Origin of the sequence: Ornithinimicrobium panacihumi, assembly GCF_052073805.1 — a bacterium.
GTDB lineage: Bacteria > Actinomycetota > Actinomycetes > Actinomycetales > Dermatophilaceae > Ornithinicoccus > Ornithinicoccus panacihumi.
The window spans coordinates 339,654-356,021 of record NZ_JBQGWG010000001.1 but is presented as its reverse complement, the minus strand read 5'-3'; the positions used below and the strand labels follow the sequence as shown (position 1 = coordinate 356,021).

Annotated in this window: 13 protein-coding genes; 2 read left to right on the top strand and 11 right to left on the bottom strand. The window is 72.9% G+C overall.

The features are described 5' to 3' along the window. Positions 1 to 76: 76 nt before the first annotated feature. The 10 genes from ACTMMA_RS01705 to kynA form a co-directional block, all read right to left on the bottom strand. Positions 77 to 1,324 carry a winged helix-turn-helix domain-containing protein gene (locus ACTMMA_RS01705; RefSeq protein ID WP_441188360.1) on the bottom strand — a complete coding sequence of 416 codons (1,248 nt, stop codon included), beginning with the start codon at positions 1,322 to 1,324 and terminating at the stop codon, positions 77 to 79. Positions 1,325 to 1,373: 49 nt separating this feature from the next. Then, on the bottom strand, positions 1,374 to 2,063 hold the full coding sequence (gene hpf, locus ACTMMA_RS01700) for a ribosome hibernation-promoting factor, HPF/YfiA family (protein ID WP_441188359.1): 690 nt from the start codon (positions 2,061 to 2,063) through the stop codon (positions 1,374 to 1,376). 112 nt (positions 2,064 to 2,175) lie between these two features. Continuing rightward, positions 2,176 to 2,988, bottom strand: coding sequence for a ComF family protein (locus ACTMMA_RS01695; RefSeq protein ID WP_441188358.1), 813 nt, complete (start codon positions 2,986 to 2,988; stop codon positions 2,176 to 2,178). Between the two features lie 109 nt (positions 2,989 to 3,097). Then, entirely contained in the window at positions 3,098 to 5,116 is a 2,019-nt protein-coding gene (locus ACTMMA_RS01690; protein ID WP_441188357.1) for an LpqB family beta-propeller domain-containing protein, read from the bottom strand. Further along, on the bottom strand, positions 5,106 to 6,749 hold the full coding sequence (gene mtrB / locus ACTMMA_RS01685; RefSeq protein WP_441188356.1) for an MtrAB system histidine kinase MtrB: 1,644 nt from the start codon (positions 6,747 to 6,749) through the stop codon (positions 5,106 to 5,108). Before mtrB ends, ACTMMA_RS01690 begins: the two co-directional genes overlap by 11 nt. 22 nt (positions 6,750 to 6,771) lie before the next feature. Then, entirely contained in the window at positions 6,772 to 7,449 is a 678-nt protein-coding gene (mtrA, locus tag ACTMMA_RS01680; protein ID WP_441188355.1) for an MtrAB system response regulator MtrA, read from the bottom strand. A gap of 94 nt (positions 7,450 to 7,543) precedes the next feature. Beyond that, positions 7,544 to 9,061: an adenosylhomocysteinase gene (gene ahcY / locus ACTMMA_RS01675; protein ID WP_441188354.1), complete on the bottom strand. Its 1,518-nt coding sequence runs from the start codon at positions 9,059 to 9,061 to the stop codon at positions 7,544 to 7,546. Between the two features lie 54 nt (positions 9,062 to 9,115). Then, positions 9,116 to 10,591 (bottom strand): mycothione reductase, encoded by a 1,476-nt coding sequence (locus ACTMMA_RS01670; protein ID WP_441188353.1) that lies wholly within the window; start codon positions 10,589 to 10,591, stop codon positions 9,116 to 9,118. Positions 10,592 to 10,601: 10 nt separating this feature from the next. Then, positions 10,602 to 11,867 (bottom strand): kynureninase, encoded by a 1,266-nt coding sequence (locus ACTMMA_RS01665; RefSeq protein WP_441188352.1) that lies wholly within the window; start codon positions 11,865 to 11,867, stop codon positions 10,602 to 10,604. After that, a complete protein-coding gene (gene kynA / locus ACTMMA_RS01660; RefSeq protein ID WP_441188440.1) occupies positions 11,864 to 12,769 on the bottom strand; it encodes a tryptophan 2,3-dioxygenase in 906 nt (301 codons plus the stop codon). The genes ACTMMA_RS01665 and kynA overlap by 4 nt, the downstream gene beginning before the upstream one ends. A gap of 177 nt (positions 12,770 to 12,946) precedes the next feature. On the opposite strand from kynA, the gene ACTMMA_RS01655 reads away from it, so the two are divergent. Further along, the gene (locus ACTMMA_RS01655) at positions 12,947 to 13,723 is read left to right on the top strand and encodes an ABC transporter ATP-binding protein (RefSeq protein ID WP_441188351.1); all 777 of its coding nucleotides are present in this window, start codon (positions 12,947 to 12,949) and stop codon (positions 13,721 to 13,723) included. Further along, entirely contained in the window at positions 13,720 to 15,078 is a 1,359-nt protein-coding gene (locus ACTMMA_RS01650) for a permease (RefSeq protein ID WP_441188350.1), read from the top strand. Before ACTMMA_RS01655 ends, ACTMMA_RS01650 begins: the two co-directional genes overlap by 4 nt. Positions 15,079 to 15,081: 3 nt before the next feature. Here ACTMMA_RS01650 and ACTMMA_RS01645 read toward each other — a convergent pair whose 3' ends face one another. Continuing rightward, positions 15,082 to 16,362, bottom strand: coding sequence for an SIS domain-containing protein (locus tag ACTMMA_RS01645; RefSeq protein ID WP_441188349.1), 1,281 nt, complete (start codon positions 16,360 to 16,362; stop codon positions 15,082 to 15,084). Positions 16,363 to 16,368 lie beyond the last annotated feature (6 nt).

Here is a 16,368-nt window from a genome sequence, read left to right as displayed (position 1 = left end):
TTCAGGGACTCTGCGACCCTACGACCGGCTCCGGCCCCGCGTCAGACGATTCGACCGATTTTCGGTGAACCGTAGGTCACGGTTTGGCAAAGTCGACCCTGGACTGCCCCAGCCAGTCGGCCATCGCGGCCAGCTCGTCCTCCAGCGCGGGTCGGGCCCTGCCCAGGTCGACCCCGTCCTCCCAGTGCAGCGACTGCACCAGCAGCGCGCCACGGGCCCGGTCCGCCTTGAGGTCGACCCGGCCGACCAGCTCCTCGTCGAGCAGGAAGGGCAGCACGTAGTAGCCGTGCACCCGCTTGGGGGCGGGCACGTAGATCTCCAGCCGGTAGCGCATCCCGAACAACGCCTCGGTGCGGTCCCGCTGCCAGATCAAGGAGTCGAAGGGACTGAGCAGGGCGGCTCCGCGCACCGCTCGGGGATGGCGGGCCTGCGGATCGAGGTATGCGGTCTCGCTCCACCTCGGGACCCTCACCACTTCCGCCTCGCCGGCGGCCACGAGCGCAGCCAGGGCCTCGTCGACCAGCGGGGAGCCGATCCGGAAGTAGTCGACCAGGCACCTGCGGGTGCCGATCCCGTGGGCCCGCAGGCTCTGGCGGAGCAGCTCGGTGATCGACTCCAGCTCGCCGGGCGCTCCGGCCTGCCCAGGAGCGCGGGCGACGACCTCCGGGGGCAGGACCTGGGCGGGCACTGCATACCGACGCTCGAACTGGGCGTTGCGACCGGCCGAGGTAACCTGCCCCGCCCAGAAGAGATGCTCCAGGCACTGCTTGACCGCCGACCAGTTCCACCCCCAGTGCTTGCGGTCCTGGGCGGGCGCAGGCGGCAGGTGCGCCTCGACCTGGCGGGTCGTGAGCGGTCCTTGGGCGGCCACCACCTCACGGACGGCCTCGACCAGGTGCGGGTGCTCCGCCGCCAGGTCCCGGCTCCAGGACTGGATCCGTGCGTTGTCCATCCGGAAGCCCAGGTAGGGCCAGGTCTGCTGGGGGATGAGCGAGGCCTCGTGCGCCCAGTACTCGACCAGGCTGCGGCCTCGGCCGGAGCGTGGGCCGGAGCCGTCGCGCATCCGGTCGAGCAGCGTGGTGTCGTAGGGGCCCAGGCGGGAGAAGAACGGCAGGTAGTGGCTGCGCGTCAGCACGTTGACGCTGTCGATCTGGATCACCCTGACCTTCTCGACGACGCGACCGAGCTGGCGGGTGCCGACCGGGCGGGCCGGGCCGTCGGTGTGCGGCGGTCGAGGCCGGCCGAAGCCTTGGGCGGCCAGCGCGATCCGCCGCGCCTGGGCCAGGGAGAGTGTGGGCCTGGACGCCGCGGGGCCGGGGTTCATCCGCCCAGTGTGGCAAAGAACCCCGGCCCGCGGGTCGCTCGGACCGGCGCTAGGAGGCGACGGCCTCGGCGGCGCCGTTGTCGGCCTCGTCCTCGGGGGCCTGCCCGTCCATGTCGAGGCGCAGCACGCCGTAGGACCATCCGCGACGGCGGTAGACCACGCTGGGCTGGTCGGTGTCGACGTCGTGGAAGAGGAAGAAGTCGTGACCGACGAGCTCCATGCGCGACAGCGCCTGGCCCACGGTCATCGGGCTGGAGGGGTGGACCTTGACCCGCACCTCGATGGGGCTGTTGCCCTGGGTGTCGAGGTCCTCGTCGACCGCGTCCTGGGGACTGCGTGCCGAGAGCTCGGGCTCCTGCGCCGGTGCACCGATCGGGTCGGTGGGCAGGCCGAAGGTGGCCTCGGCGACGGAGGGCTTGCGGTGCTTGCCGGTGTGGCTGATCCGACGCTTGTCGCCGATGCGGCGGAGGCGTTCGGTGAGCTTGGTCATGGCCAGGTCGAGCGCGGCGTAGTCGTCGTCGGCGGCGGCCTCGGCCCGCACCACGGTGCGGGAGACGTAGCAGGTGATCTCGCACCGCTCTGCCTCCTTGGCCTGACGCGGGTTGGCCTCGGAGGTCAGCACGACCTCGGTGCGGCGCACACGTGGCGCCAACTGCGGGATCTTGCTGAGCTTGTCCTCGAGGTGCCGGCGAAATCGCTCAGGGACGTCCTTCTTGCGACCGGTCACGATCAGTTCCATTGAGTCCTCCATGAAGAGAAGCAGGGTGTGGCGGGTGGCGACGGTCTCGTCGCCCTTCGTGAATCGCGCATCACCCCCTTCCACGGTCGAAAGAGGTCTCCATGGAGACACCCTAGTCGTCCCCTCCGCGTCGTGGATAGGGCTGGTCCGGATCGGTGCGTCGGCCCTCCGTCGAGGCTCCCTCAGCCCCTGCGGCGGCAGGCCTCCCGGCCCTCTGCCGGCGCTGCGTGGCGGCGAGCGTGACGGCGATGACCGGCCCGGAGCCGGCATCGCGCAGGGCCCGGGCGCACTCGGCCAGCGTGGCACCGGTGGTCACGACGTCGTCCACGACGATGCACGGACGCCCTTGCAGCGCAGCGACTTTCGTGGCTCGCACACGGATCGCGCCGGCCAGGTTGGCGGCGCGGCCGGTGGCGTCCAGCCCGGCCTGGTCGGCGACCGGGCGGCCGAGCCGCAGCGCGTCGACCACGGGCAGACTGGGGCGCGACCCGCTCGCCGCGGCCCGGGCGAGCGCGGCGACACGGTGCTCTCCCCTGGCCCTGGTGCCGGCGCGGCTCGACGGCGCCGGCACCAGGGGACAGCCCCCGGGCGCGCGGGCCGCGGCCAGGTGCTCCGGTGAGTCCGTCAGCGCGGTCGCGAGCACCGGGCGGAGGTATCCCGCCAGCACCGGGGTGAGGTCAGCGCGCCCGCCGTCCTTCCAGGCCACCACCGCGCTACGCGTCTGGTCCGCGTAGGGCGGCCCCACCCACACCGGCGGCATGCCCGCAGGTCGGGGGGTCGGGGACCAGGGCCGAGCTGCCGTCGCCGCCAGCACGGATGCGCACCGGGGGCACCAGCGCAGGGCAGGCTCGCCGCACCCTGCGCACGAGGAGGGTGCCCCGAGCTCCACCAGGGCGAGGAGGTCTGCGAGAGGCTGCCACCGCATACCCTCCAGCCTGGCTCACCCGAGCGCGTCGGTGACGAGCTCGTCCACAGGCGGCCAACCGGCCCCTACGTCGGGCGCCGCGGGGCCGTCACCTCCGCCGTGGAGGACCTCAGCTGCCGGGTATGACGAGCTCGTCACCGTTGCGCGCCGGCGCCCAGCTGGACAGGCCTTCCTGGGTGTGGAAACGACCGTCGTCGGTCATCACGACCGGGCTATAGCCGTCTCCGGCCGGGACCGGGATGGCGTCGACCAGCCCACCCTCGGCGCTCAGCGGCACCACCCAGTCCCCCAGGGGGACGCGGAACGGGACCAGATGCTGGTCACCCGCGCGGCCGCCCACCACGAGCAGCTCGGTGGGCGAGGCCCAGCGGGCCGAGGCGACCGTGGTCAGCGGAGGTGCGACGGCGACCGGCTGGCTCAGCCCGGTGGGGCGGCCGGCCGAGTCGCGCACGATGCCCGCCACCAGGAGACGACCTCCCTCGGCGCCGAGCGAGCCACCGCCCTGACCGGCACCCTCAGAAGAGCCGAAGCCGTCGAGGCCGTCGGACCCGTCCTGGTCCTGCGTCTCGTCACCGGCACCGTTCGCCCCTGCTCCGTCGTCGGGCCCCGCCCCGGTCTCGGTGCCACCGGACGCCGACACGAGCTGCTCGGCGTCCGCGACGACCATCAGCGCGCGGGCGCCGTCCGGGGAGACGCGGAAGGCCCTGATCTGCTCGCCCTCCTCCAGCCCGGTCACCTCCAGGGGACGGGCCAGGGCGGTGATGTCGGTCGAGTCGGCGAACCAGAGGCGAGGCGTCGAGGAGCCGCGCGTCACCCCCGCCACCCAGAGCAGGCCGTGCGGGTCGTAGGTCGGGTCGGTGAGCCGGTCCCCGATCCCGGCGTGGATGCGATCCTGACCCTCGCTCCAGCGCCACAGCTCGGTGCGGTCCTGGGAGACCGCGGCGAAGGTGTCGAGGTTCTCGCTCGCGGCCAGCCCGACCATCGTCGCGGGGACGTTCGGCAGGGTGGACGCGGGCGGGACCGGGGTGGCGTTGCGCAGGTCGGCCTGGGTGGTGTCCACGACGACGACGCTCTCCCGACGCCGCAGGACCGCCCGGTCCACCGTGCGCGTGGCGTCGCTGTAGCCCAGGTCGCTGGCCCTCGTGATCGGCCCGTCGTCCCCGGTCGACAGGCTGCGTCCGGCCACGCGCAGGTCGAGCCCGGAGACACCGATGAGGGCCAGCAGCGAGTGGCCGAGCTGCGCGCGGAGCCGCTCGACCTGCTCGGCGTCCTCCCCCAGGCCGGTGCCGAGGAGGTTCACGGTGGCCACCTGGGTCTGCGGGTCGACGGGCACCGCACCGACCGCGAGCCGCACGTCCGAGCTCGCACCGGTGACGACCGCCCCCTGGAGATGGGCCGGCACCGGCCCCAGCTGGGCCCTGGTCAGGGACGTGTGCAGCCCCTCGCCCCGGGCCAGCCACCGGACCTCCGGGACGTAGTGGTCCAGCAGCGGGTTGAGGTAGTAGACCTTGTAGGGACGGAAGGCGGTGTCCAGCTCCTGCGGCGACAGCCACAGCCCGAAGCCTTCGGGGAAGGTGCTGATGCGCCACTCCCCCTGGACGGGCGCCAGCTGGAAGGTCTGGGTCGTGCTGGTCCCCTCCTGCTCCTCCACCAACCGGCCGTCCTCGTCGATCCGGCCGCGGACCTGGGCGGTGACGGTGACGGTCCCGGGAGCGGTGGAACTGATCTCCGGGCTGCCGTCCACCACCAGGACGTTGCTCGTCGGGACCCAGGCGCTGGCCAGCGGCTGGGTCAGGTAGTCACGCGCCACGTCGTCGTCCTCGGCGAACCCGACGTTGGCCCGCAGGAAGCCGCGGACGATCTCGTCCGGGCTCGCGTCGGGCTGGGGCCGTGGCAGGAGGCGCTGCACGTCCTGCCGCGGCTGGACGTCGACCGGGAGCCCCTGCTTGGGCACCGGGTCGGTGGGCAACGACGAGGCGCAGCCGGACAGGATCAGGACACTTGTGAGGACGGATGCGAGCGCCCGACGGGACCGGTGCGGCGGCCCGGAACGGTGGTCCGGGCGGGAATGGTGGGCCGGCCCGGAACGGTGGGCCGGGGCGAGGTGTGGGCGGCGATCACTGCTCATCGTTCTGCTCCTCCCTCGAGGCGAGGGCGAGGACGACCGGTGGGACCTGGCCGTCGGGATCGGGACGTTCTGGCGTCGCGAGCGGGACGGGGGGCGGAGGCTCGGCGATGACGTAGGCGTCCCCCCGGGGCAGGACCAGGCGGAAGCAGGCTCCCTGACCCGGCTCGCTGCTCACCTGGAGCCAGCCGCCGTGCACCCGGGCGTCCTCCTGGGCGATCGCCAGGCCGAGGCCGGTGCCGCCGGTGGTGCGCTGACGTGAGGGATCGGCGCGCCAGAACCGGTCGAAGACCCGGGCCAGCTGCTCCTCGTCGAGCCCGATGCCGCGGTCGCGCACCGAGACGGCCACGACCTGCTCGGTGGCGGCCACCGTAACGGTGATCGGCCGGCCCTCCCCGTGCTCGAGACCGTTGATGAGCAGGTTGCGCAGCACCCGGGAGATCCGCCGACCGTCCATGAGCACGGAGATGACGCCCTCCCGATCGCTGCCGTAGACCTTCACCTCCAGCGTCGAGCCGAGCCGATCGGCGAGCGTCCGGACGGCGTCGACCGCGGCCTCGACCACGGCGACGAGGTCCTCCCGGTGGCGCTCCAGGGTGACCGCACCGGAGTCGAAGCGGCTGATCTCGAGCAGCTCTCCCAGCAGGTCCTCGAAGCGGTCCAGCTCCTGCTGGAGCAGCTCGGCCGACCGCGCCAGATGCTCGGGGAAGTCGTCCCGCGAGGAGTGCAGCACCTCTCCCGCCATCCGGATCGTCGTCAGCGGCGTGCGCAGCTCGTGGGAGACGTCGGAGACGAACCGCTGCTGCAGCTGGGACAGCGAGCGCAGCTCACGGATCTGGAGCTGGATCGAGTCCGCCATCGTGTTGAAGGAGGTGGCCAGCTGGGCGAGCTCGTCGGTGCCTTCCACCGGGAGCCGTTCGTCGAGGCGGCCCCGGGCTAGCTCCTGGGACACGGCCGCGGCCCTGGACACGGGCCGGGTGACCATGCGCGTCGCCAGCCAACCCAGGCCGGCCACCAGGGCGATGAGCCCCAGGCCGGCGACCAGGAAGAGCTGGCGCACGAGGTCGAGGGTCTCCTGCTCGCGCACCATCGGGTAGACGAGCACCAGGTCGTACTGCCCGGCACGGGGCAGCACCAGGCGCGAGCCTACGGCGACCGCCGTCACCGGGGCCTCCTCGCCGGTCAGGGTGACCGGGACGACGACGACCTGCTGGTTCTCGGGGTCGTCCCGGATCGCGACCTGGAGCGAGCTCGGGAGTTGGTCGGCCCCGATCCCGACCGTGATCTGGTTGACCAGGTTGCCGCGCTCGTTGCCCAGCGCCGGCAGGAAGACCACCTGCCGCCCGCTCTCGGGGCTGGTGCCGGCCATCGAGCGCACCTGGTCGTCGGCCACGTCGTTGAGGCCGGCGTCGTCGCGGCGGTCGGTGGAGTCGAAGGCCTCCTGGGCCAGGGCCACCTGCTGGACGGCGTCGCGCTCGGCGCTGTCGACGGACTGGGCGACCAGACCCTGGGCGATCTGCTGGTAGAGCACGGTGCCCAGCAGGCCGGCCAGGAGCAGGCCGAGCAGCACGGTGGTGCTGATCACCCGCAGGCGCAGGTTCCCGCGCCACCAGCGCGCCAGGGGCGAGCCGGTCACCGGGACGCTGCCGGGCTCGGCGTCAGGGATGGCCGGCCTTGTACCCGACACCACGGACGGTCACCACGACCTGGGGGTTCTCCGGGTCCTTCTCGATCTTGGACCGCAGGCGCTGGACGTGCACGTTGACCAGGCGGGTGTCGCCCGCGTGCCGGTAGCCCCAGACCTGCTCCAGGAGGGACTCACGGTCGAAGACCTGGCTGGGCTTGCTGGCCAGGGCGACGAGCAGGTCGAACTCCAGGGGCGTCAGCGGGATCGGCTGCCCGTCGCGGGTGACCTCGTGCCCGGCGACGTCGATGATCACGTCACCCACCTGGAGGCGCCCGTCGTCACCGGTGTCGACCCGACGCAGGCGGGCGCGGATGCGGGCGAGCAGCTCCTGCGGCTTGAAGGGCTTGACCACGTAGTCGTCGGCGCCGGCCTCGAGACCGGCGACCACGTCCTTGGTGTCGGTGCGGGCCGTCAGCATGACGATGGGCACGCCCGACTCGAGGCGCAGCTGGCGGGCCACCTCGATCCCGTCCTGGGTGGGCAGCATGACGTCGAGCAGGACCAGGTCGGGCCGCAGCTCGCGGAACATCGGCACAGCACGACCGCCGTCGCCGCAGGTCGCGACGTCGTAGCCCTCCTTGCGGAGCACGATGCCGAGCATCTCGGCGAGGGCCTGGTCGTCGTCGACGACGAGGATGCTGGCGGTCACGGGATCCTCCTGCACGTCCTGGTGTGTCCTTCTGTCCTTGACTGTACGTCGGTGACCCCGCCCGTGCCGGGACGTCGTCGCCGCTCGATGACGCTCAGTAGCGGTAGTGGTCCGGCTTGTAGGGCCCGGCGACGTCCACGCCGAGGTAGTCGGCCTGCTCCTTGGTCAGCTCCGTCAGCTCTGCGGCGACCGAGCCCAGGTGCAGACGGGCCACCTCCTCGTCCAGAGCCTTGGGCAGCACGTGCACGCCCAGCGGGTAGGAGCCGGGACGGGTGAAGAGCTCGATCTGGGCCAGCACCTGGTTGGCGAAGCTGGTGGACATCACGAAGCTCGGGTGGCCGGTGGCGTTGCCCAGGTTGAGCAGTCGCCCCTCCGACAGGACGATCACCGAACGGTCGGGCCGGTCGACGCCGTCGCGGGTGTCTGCCGGGATCGTCCACTCGTGGACCTGGGGCTTGATCTCGGTGCGGACCACCCCGGGGACGCGGGCGAGGCCGGCCATGTCGATCTCGTTGTCGAAGTGGCCGATGTTGCCCACGATCGCCTTGTCCTTCATCCGGACGAGGTGGTCGGCGGTGACGACGTCCTTGCACCCGGTCGCGGTGACGACGAAGTCGGCCTGGCCGACCACGTCGTCCAGGCGCGCGACCTGGTAGCCCTCCATCGAGGCCTGCAGCGCGCAGATCGGGTCGATCTCGGTGACGATGACGCGGGCGCCCTGGCCGCGCAGGGCCTCGGCGCAGCCCTTGCCGACGTCGCCGAAGCCGCAGACCACGGCGACCTTGCCGCCGATCAGGACGTCGGTGGCACGGTTGATGCCGTCGATGAGGCTGTGCCGACACCCGTAGGTGTTGTCGAACTTGGACTTGGTGACGGAGTCGTTGACGTTGATCGCCGGGAAGAGCAGCTCGCCGGCCTCGTGCAACTGGTAGAGCCGGTGCACCCCGGTGGTGGTCTCCTCGGTGACGCCGCGGATCCCCTCGGCCACGGTCGTCCACCGGTCGGGATGCTCGGCCAGGCCGGCGCGCACCGTCTCGAGGATGACCTTCCACTCCTCGGGGTCCTCCTCCTCCGGCGAGGGGACGGCGCCCCGGCGCTCCCACTCACGTCCCTTGAGGACCAGCAGGGTGGCGTCGCCGCCGTCGTCGAGGATCATGTTGGGCCCGCCCTGCCCGTCCGGCCAGAGCATGATCTGGGTGGTGCACCACCAGTACTCCTCCAGGGTCTCGCCCTTCCAGGCGAAGACCGGCACGCCCTGCGGGTCCTCCGGCGTGCCCCCCGGGCCGACGACGACCGCGGCGGCGGCCTCGTCCTGGGTGGAGAAGATGTTGCACGAGGCCCACCGGACCTGCGCCCCGAGGGCCACGAGCGTCTCGATCAGCACCGCGGTCTGCACGGTCATGTGCAACGACCCGGCGATCCTCGCTCCGGCCAGCGGCTGCTGGGAGGCGAAACGCTCCCGCAGCGCCATCAGACCGGGCATCTCGTGCTCGGCCAGGCGGATCTGGTGCCGGCCGCGCTCGGCGAGGGACAGGTCGGCGACCTTGTGGTCGGGACCGTGCCCGGAGGTGGCGGCGGGGGTGGCCGTGGTGAGGTCAGACATGCTGCTCATGCTACGTGGCCGGGCAGGCCGGACCCGCCCCGCACGCGCTGTGCCCCCGGGGCCTCACCCGGTCGGGTCGTCGCCGTCCTCGCCCTCCGGGTCGTAGTCGGCGGTGACGTCCTCGTAGGGCGCCACCTCCAGGCCCAGCAGCGCGTTCTCGAGCACCTCGGCCAGCGCCGGGTGGATCCAGTACTGCCCACGGGCCAGCCCCTCGACGACGGGCCCGCCCTCGGGCGCCAGGCTGAGCGCCTGGATGACGGGCTGGATCAGGCTGGAGGCGTGCGGGCCCATGACGTGGGCCCCCAGCAGGCAGCCGGTGCGCCGGCAGGCGACGACCTTGAACAGGCTCGTGGTGTCCTCCATCGCCCAGCCGTAGGCCGTGTCGCCGTACTTCTGCACCTTGGTGGTCACGTCGTAGCCCTGCTCGCGCGCCTCCTCCTCGGTCAGGCCGACGGTGGCCAGCTGGGGGTGGCTGAAGACGCCGGCGGGGACGAAGCGGTGGTCGAAACTCTGCAGGTCCTCGGGGTGCACCAGGTTGTGAGCGACGACGCGCGCCTCCTGGTTGGCCACGTGCTTGAGCTGGTAGGGCGAGGAGACGTCGCCGAGCGCGAAGACCCCGGGCACGCCGGTCCGACCGTGCTCGTCCACCACGACCCGCCCGTCCTCGTGGGTGCCCACGGAGGTGTGCTCCAGACCCAGGTCGTCGCTGTTGGGCCGGCGACCGGTCGCGACCAGGAGCAGCTCTCCGGTCACCGCGGTCCCGTCGGTGAGCTCCAGCTCCACGCCCTCTCCTCCGGACCGCACGGCCGCCACCTCGGCGCCGGTGCGCACGTCCCACTGCTCGCGCGCCAGGTCGGTGAAGGCCTGCGAGATCTCGGTGTCGAAGCCGCGCAGCAGGCGCGCGGAGCGGTTGACGACGCTCACCCGGACCCCCAGGGCGGAAAAGACGTGCGCGAACTCGGCCGCGATGACGCCACCCCCGAGGATGACCATGCTGGCCGGCAGCTCGTCGATCCGCATGACGGTGTCGGAGGTGTGGAACGGGACGCCGGAGTCCGCGACGACGGGGGGGACCACGGGTCGCGAGCCGGTGGCGATGACGATCTGGTCGGCGGTGATGCGGTGCCGGCTGCCGACCTCGTGGCGACCGCCGGGGTTGGTGATCTCGACCTCGATCTCCTTGTCCCCCACGAAGCGGCCGTGCCCGAGGTAGGCCTCGGTGTGGTCGGCCTCGACGCGGTAGTCCCGCCCGCCCTCGCTGATCGGGTCGATCCGTCCGAAGATGCGGTCCCGGACGTCGCGCCAGCGGACCCCGTCGAGGGTGGCGTCGATCCCGTAGCGGGCGGCGGTGCGGACGGTGTCGGCGACCTCCGCGGCGTAGACGAACATCTTGGTCGGGATGCAGCCCACGTTGAGGCAGGTGCCGCCGAAGATCCCTCGCTCGACGACGGCGGTGCGCCGTTGCTCGAAGTCCGGGGTGACCAGGCTGTTGCCCGAGCCGCTGCCGAGGATGATCAGGTCGTAGTGGGTGGGACTCACCCGGCGAACGCTACCCGGCGTCACCCGCGAGCTCCTCGCGGACCAGGGCCAGCCCGTCCCAGACCTCGGCGAAGGTGGTGGACAGCGGGGACAGGCCGATGCGCAGGCCGTCGGGGCTGCGGAAGTCGGGGATGACGCCGCGCTCCCACAGGCGGGCGTTGACCGCCCGGAAGTCGGGGTGGGTCAGGGTCAGGTGGCCGCCCCGGCGGTCGTGCTCGCGCGGGGTGGCGCTCTGCACCCCGAGGTCGGCCGGCCAGGACTCCACGACCGCCCAGGCGTAGTCGGTCAGCAGCAGGGACTTGGCCCGGACGGCCTCGATCCCGGCCTCCTCGAGCATCTCCACGCCGCGGCGCACGGGCACCATCCCGACGATCGGCGGGGTGCCGCTGACCAGTGAGCGCACCCCTGCCTCGGGCACGTAGCCGGGCTCCATGAGGAAGGGGTCCTGCCGTCCCATCCAGCCCTGGATCGGCTGACGGAGGGTCGGTATGCCGTGGAGCCGGGCTGCGAGGTAGGCGTGGGCGGGCGCTCCCGGGCCTCCGTTGAGGTACTTGTAGTCGCAGCCCACAGCCGCGTCCCAGTCCCAGCGGTCGGCCTCGACGGGGACGGAGCCGGCGGAGTGGCAGGTGTCCCACAGGACCAGGGCGCCGGCGTCGTGGACGATCCGGGTGATCTCCTCGGTGTCGGCGATCCACGCCGAGCGGTAGGAGACGTGGGAGAGCAGGACGACCGCCGTCGCCGGCCCCACGACGTCCCGCACCTGCTGCGGGGTGACCCCCGTGGTCGGGTCGGCCGCGGTGTCGATCCAGACCAGCTCCATGCCGCGCTCGGCGGCCACGCCCTCGGCGACGTAGCGGTCGGTCGGGAAGTTGTCGGTGTCGACCACGATCTGGGTGCGGGCCGGGTCGACGGCGGCCTGGTGGTCGACCAGCGCCCGAAGCACCTTGTAGAGCAGCACGGTGGTGGAGTCGGCCACCACGGTCTGGCCGGGGGCGGCGCCGAGGGCGGCACGGCCGACCAGGTCGCCCAGATCCTCGGGCCAGGTCATCCACGACTCGTCCCAGGAGCGGATGAGACGGGTGCCCCACTCCTGCCGGACGAAGCCGGCCATCTCCTCGGCGACCCCGGCGACCGGGCGGCCCAGGGAGTTGCCGTCGAAGTAGGCGACCACGCCCTCGGCCCGCTCGAACCGGGCCGGATAGGCGGCGAGCGGGTCGGCCGCGTCCAGCGCGAGCGCCTGCTCGCGGGTGGGCTCCAGCGCCACGTCCGGGCTCATCGGCCCTCACCCCCATCAGTCTCGCCGTGGTAGCCCTCGGGCGTGAGGTCCTGGATGCGGGTCCGGACGTCGTAGAGCTCGGGGAAGAAGGTCAGGTCCAGGGCGCGCCGCAGGAAGGGCACGCCGGAGGAGCCGCCGGTGCCGCGCTTGGAGCCGATGATCCGTTCGACGGTCTTGAGGTGACGGAAACGCCATACCTGGAAGTTGTCCTCCACGTCGACCAGCTCCTCGGCGAGCTCGTACTCGACCCAGTAGCGCTGGGGGTCGGCGTAGATCGTGGCGAAGACGTCGACCACCCCGTCGTGCCCCTGGTAGGGCGTGGTGACGTCGCGCCCGAGCACCTCGGCGGGGACGGCGTGGCCCTTGCGGGCCAGGAGGGCGAGGACCTCGTCGTAGAGGCTGGGCGCGTGCAGCAGGCGCTCCAGCTCGGCGCGGACCGCGGGGTCGTGGGCGAAGACGCGCAGCATGTCGGCGTTCTTGTTGCCGAGGGAGAACTCGACGGCGCGGTACTGCCAGGACTGGAAGCCCGAGCCGGTGGCCAGGAAGTGACGGAACTCGGCGTACTCGCTCGGCGTCAGGGTGGCCAGGACCGACCACTGCTCGGTCAGGGTGTGCTGGATGTGCTTGACCCGGGCGATCCGCTTCAGCGCCGGCTGGACCTGGTCGGCGGCGATCAGCTCGCGGGCCGAGGACAGCTCGTGCAGCATCAGCTTGAGCCACAGCTCGGAGGTCTGGTGCTGGATGATGAAGAGCAGCTCGTCGTGGCGAGGCGGCACGGCGCGGGGGTGCTGGGCCGACAGGACCCGGTCCAGGGCGAGATACTCCCCGTAGGACAGGTTGCGCTCGAAGTCCCGCTCGATCCCCTCCTCCAGGTCCCGGCGGGACCGGGAGTGCCGGTCGATGGGGCCGGGGTCGGTCTGATCGGGGTCGGTCTGGCCGGGATCGCGCGCGTCGTTGCTCACGCCAGTGAGTTAACCACGCGCCGCGGACGGGGTCCGCCCCTGGTCGTAGACGACCGTGGTCACCTCTGTCCCACGGGTGGACGTCCCGTGCGGGTCGCTGCCGCGACGGTAGGAAGCATGAACGCACAGCACCCTGCCGCCACTCCCTACCGCGGCTACACCACGCCCCGGCCGACCTCCACCCACCGCTCCTCCGCTCTGGAGGTCCGACCGACGGTGTCGGCACGCGGCCTGACCAAGACCTACGGCCCGACCACGGCGCTGTCCGGGGTGGACCTGGACCTGTGGCCCGGCGAGGCGGTCGCGGTCATGGGCGCGTCCGGATCGGGCAAGAGCACGCTGCTGCACTGCATGGCCGGCGTCATCACCCCCGACACCGGCTCGGTCCTGCTGGAGACCGGGCACGGTGTGGTCGACGTGGTCGCCGGCGACGCCGAGCAGCGGGCCGCCTGGCGTCTGGAGCACCTCGGCTTCGTCTTCCAGCAGGGCCTGCTGCTGCCGGAGCTGACCGCCGTGGAGAACGTCGCCCTGCCCCTCATCCTCTCCGGGGTCGACCGGTCGGCCGCGGTGGCGCACGCCTCGACCTGGATGCGCGCGCTGGGCCTGGACGGCCTGGAGGAGCGCCGCCTCGGCCAGCTCTCCGGCGGCCAGCAGCAGCGCGTCGCGATCGCCCGTGCCCAGGTCGGGGATCCCGCCCTGGTCGTCGCCGACGAGCCGACCGGCGCCCTCGACTCGACCACCTCCGCCGAGGTGATGCGTGCCCTGCTGGACAGCACCACCGGCCGGGGCCGCACCCTGGTCGTCGTCACCCACGACCGCACCGTGGCCGGCTTCTGCGACCGGGTGATCCACCTGGCCGACGGCCGCGTCGTCGCCGAGGAGGCCACCCGATGAGGACCCAGCCGTCGACCTTGGTGCTCCTGCTGCGCGGGACCCCGCAGGACCGTCGCAGCCAGGCGCTGCCGGTCATCGCCTTCGCGGTCGTCACCGCGCTGACCCTCACCGTCGCCGGCGGCGCGGAGTTCTTCTTCACCTTCGAGGAAGGTGCGGGCATGGAGGGCGCGGCGGGGATGTACTCCGCCATGGCCGGCGTCGCCGTCGCCCTGCTCGCGGTGCCGCTGCTGGCGCTGTCCGCCTCGGCGGTCAAGCTCTCGACCCGACGCCGCGACACCCGCCTGTCCTCGCTGCGCCTGGTCGGTGCGCCCGGCGCCCTGCTCCGGCGGCTCGCGGTCCTGGAGGCCGCGGGGCTGGCCCTCGCCGGTGCCCTGCTGGGCATCCTCCTGCACCTGGTGCTCGCCCCGATCTTCGGGATGCTGCGCTTCGCCGGCACCACCCTGGGCGCGGCCCAGATCGTGCCCCCGGCCTGGATGGGCCTGGTCGTGATCGTCGTCATCGTCGGGACCGCGACCCTGGCTGCCGTGCTCGGCCTGCGCAAGGTGTCGATCACCCCGCTGGGCGTGCGCACCCGCCACGACGCACCGCCCGCACGCTGGCTCCCGGCCGTCATCGGCGTCGTCGTGCTCGGCGGGCTCTACGCCGTGGGGCAGAACCTGGACGAGCTGCAGGACGAGCTCGCCATCGTCCTGGTGACCGTCACGATGTTCGCCGGGGGCCTGGCCGTCCTCGGCCTCATCGGGCCTCCCGTGCTGGCCTTCCGTGCCCGCCGGGCGATCCGCCGGGCCACGGGTCCGCGCGCCGCCGAGCGGCTCCTGGCCGCCCGCACCCTGCTGGACGACCCCCGCGCCGCCTGGCGGATGGTCTCCGGCGTCGCGATGGTCGCCTTCGTCAGCGTCCTCGTCGGGGTCGCCTCCGCGGTCGCCGGCGACGTCAGCCCTGAGCGCCCCCAGGACGCCATGCTCGCCACCGACATGCGCACCGGCGTCATCCTCACCATCGGGCTGTCCTATCTCACCCTGGCCGCGGCCGTCGCGGTGCACGCGGCCGCCGAGGTCTTCGACCGCCGCCAGCTCTACATCGCCCTCGACCGGCTCGGTATGCGGCGCGCCACCATCGAGCGCTCCCGCGCCAGGACCGCGGTCGACCCCGTCGTCGCGGTCACCGTGCTGGGCGCCGCCGCCGGTGCCCTGCTGACGCTGCCGGTCGCGGGCATGGCGCTGATCATGGACCCCGCCACCGTCCTGATGGTCGTCGGCTCCCTGATGGTGGGCGTGCTGAGCGTCCGGGGTGCCGTCACCCTGACCCGCCCGCTCGTGGGCCAGGTGCTGGCGTCGGCGGAGCCGGTCGTCTAGCCCTCAGCGGGTGCGGTCGCGCAGGTCGGCCACGTGGGGGCTGACCGAGGGGTCCAGGCCCAGACCGATCGCCAGGTAGGTCGCGGCGAAGTCGACCATGGCGATGTGGTCGGCCAGCCGCACGACCGGCGCGCCGGGACCCGTGCGGACCTCCATGACCTTGACCCCGGCCTCGCGCGCCGTCGTCAGCACGGCGTCGGCCAGGGACTCCGTCTGGTCCGTCTCCGGCGTGGGTGTCTCGGGCAGCGCGTCGCGCAGCATGAGCAGCCCGAGCTGCGGCGGCGCCGGCCCGTCCATGTAGGGATCGGCGAAGATGTCCTTGCCGCCCGGCCCGCGGGGGCGCTCCATGAGCTCCCCGTCCGGCTCGGCGAAGTGGTGCGGCTCCCAGCCGCTGGTGTCGATGTCGCCCAGACGGATCCGCGCGTCGTCGTAGGTGCCGGGCCGGCGGCCACCGATCGAGGTGTAGGGCCCGTCGAAGCAGGCCACGATCCCCGAGGCCGCGTCGGGCAGCTCCCCGAAGGGCGCCGGGATGCGGGCGGTGCGGGCCAGCATGGCGCTGGCCCGCGAGGCGGCCACCCCGCTGAGCGGGCCGTCACCCAGGACGACCGGCACCGTCTCGGCCAGCTGCACCGCGAGGATCTTGGCCGGGTTGACGAAGGCCTCCGACGAGGGACGCAGATCCTCGGCCCGCTCGTCCAGCCGGTCGGCCATCGCCTCGAGCACCGGGGCCGGGGCGTCGAGCAGACCGAGGCGGTCGGCGCCGACCAGGACCGGGGTGAGCATGGTCCACAGGGACGTGCGTGAGCTCGCCCGCGCCGTCTGGCCGGTGCCGACGTGGATCCCCCGGGCGCGACGGCATACCTCGGCCAACGGTGAGTCGTCCGCGCCGACGGTGAGGAGCGAGGCACCCCTGCGGGCCGCCTCCGCGGCGACCGCGAGTGGTCCGGGCGCGCGACCGGACAGGGACACGGCGACGACGAGGTCGAGGGGGCCGACCCAGCCCGGCAGCGGCAGGTTGCGCCTGGCCTGGACCGGGACCGGAGAGCCGGGCTCGGCCAGCAGCTCGAGGATGTCGGCGACGATCGAGGTGCCCCCGATCGCCGCGACCAGCACCGAGCGGGGCCGGTCGTGCTCCGCGAGGCGCTCGACTCCGGCGTCGTGGCTCAGGGTCAGGGCCTCCCGCACCTGGGCGCCGGCGGTGGCCAGGGCGCGGAGGGTGTTGCGGGAGTCCTTGCGCGTGAGCTCCTCGGGGTCGTCGAGGAGGGCGTCGTCGATGTAGGGCACGAGCGC

Coding starts and splice junctions, on each gene's coding strand:
- ACTMMA_RS01705 (WP_441188360.1), bottom strand. CDS start 1,324: ATGAACCCCGGCCCCGCGGCGTCCAGGCCCACACTCTCCCTGGCCCAG.
- hpf (WP_441188359.1), bottom strand. CDS start 2,063: ATGGAACTGATCGTGACCGGTCGCAAGAAGGACGTCCCTGAGCGATTT.
- ACTMMA_RS01695 (WP_441188358.1), bottom strand. CDS start 2,988: ATGCGGTGGCAGCCTCTCGCAGACCTCCTCGCCCTGGTGGAGCTCGGG.
- ACTMMA_RS01690 (WP_441188357.1), bottom strand. CDS start 5,116: ATGAGCAGTGATCGCCGCCCACACCTCGCCCCGGCCCACCGTTCCGGG.
- ahcY (WP_441188354.1), bottom strand. CDS start 9,061: ATGAGCAGCATGTCTGACCTCACCACGGCCACCCCCGCCGCCACCTCC.
- ACTMMA_RS01665 (WP_441188352.1), bottom strand. CDS start 11,867: ATGAGCCCGGACGTGGCGCTGGAGCCCACCCGCGAGCAGGCGCTCGCG.
- ACTMMA_RS01655 (WP_441188351.1), top strand. CDS start 12,947: ATGAACGCACAGCACCCTGCCGCCACTCCCTACCGCGGCTACACCACG.
- ACTMMA_RS01650 (WP_441188350.1), top strand. CDS start 13,720: ATGAGGACCCAGCCGTCGACCTTGGTGCTCCTGCTGCGCGGGACCCCG.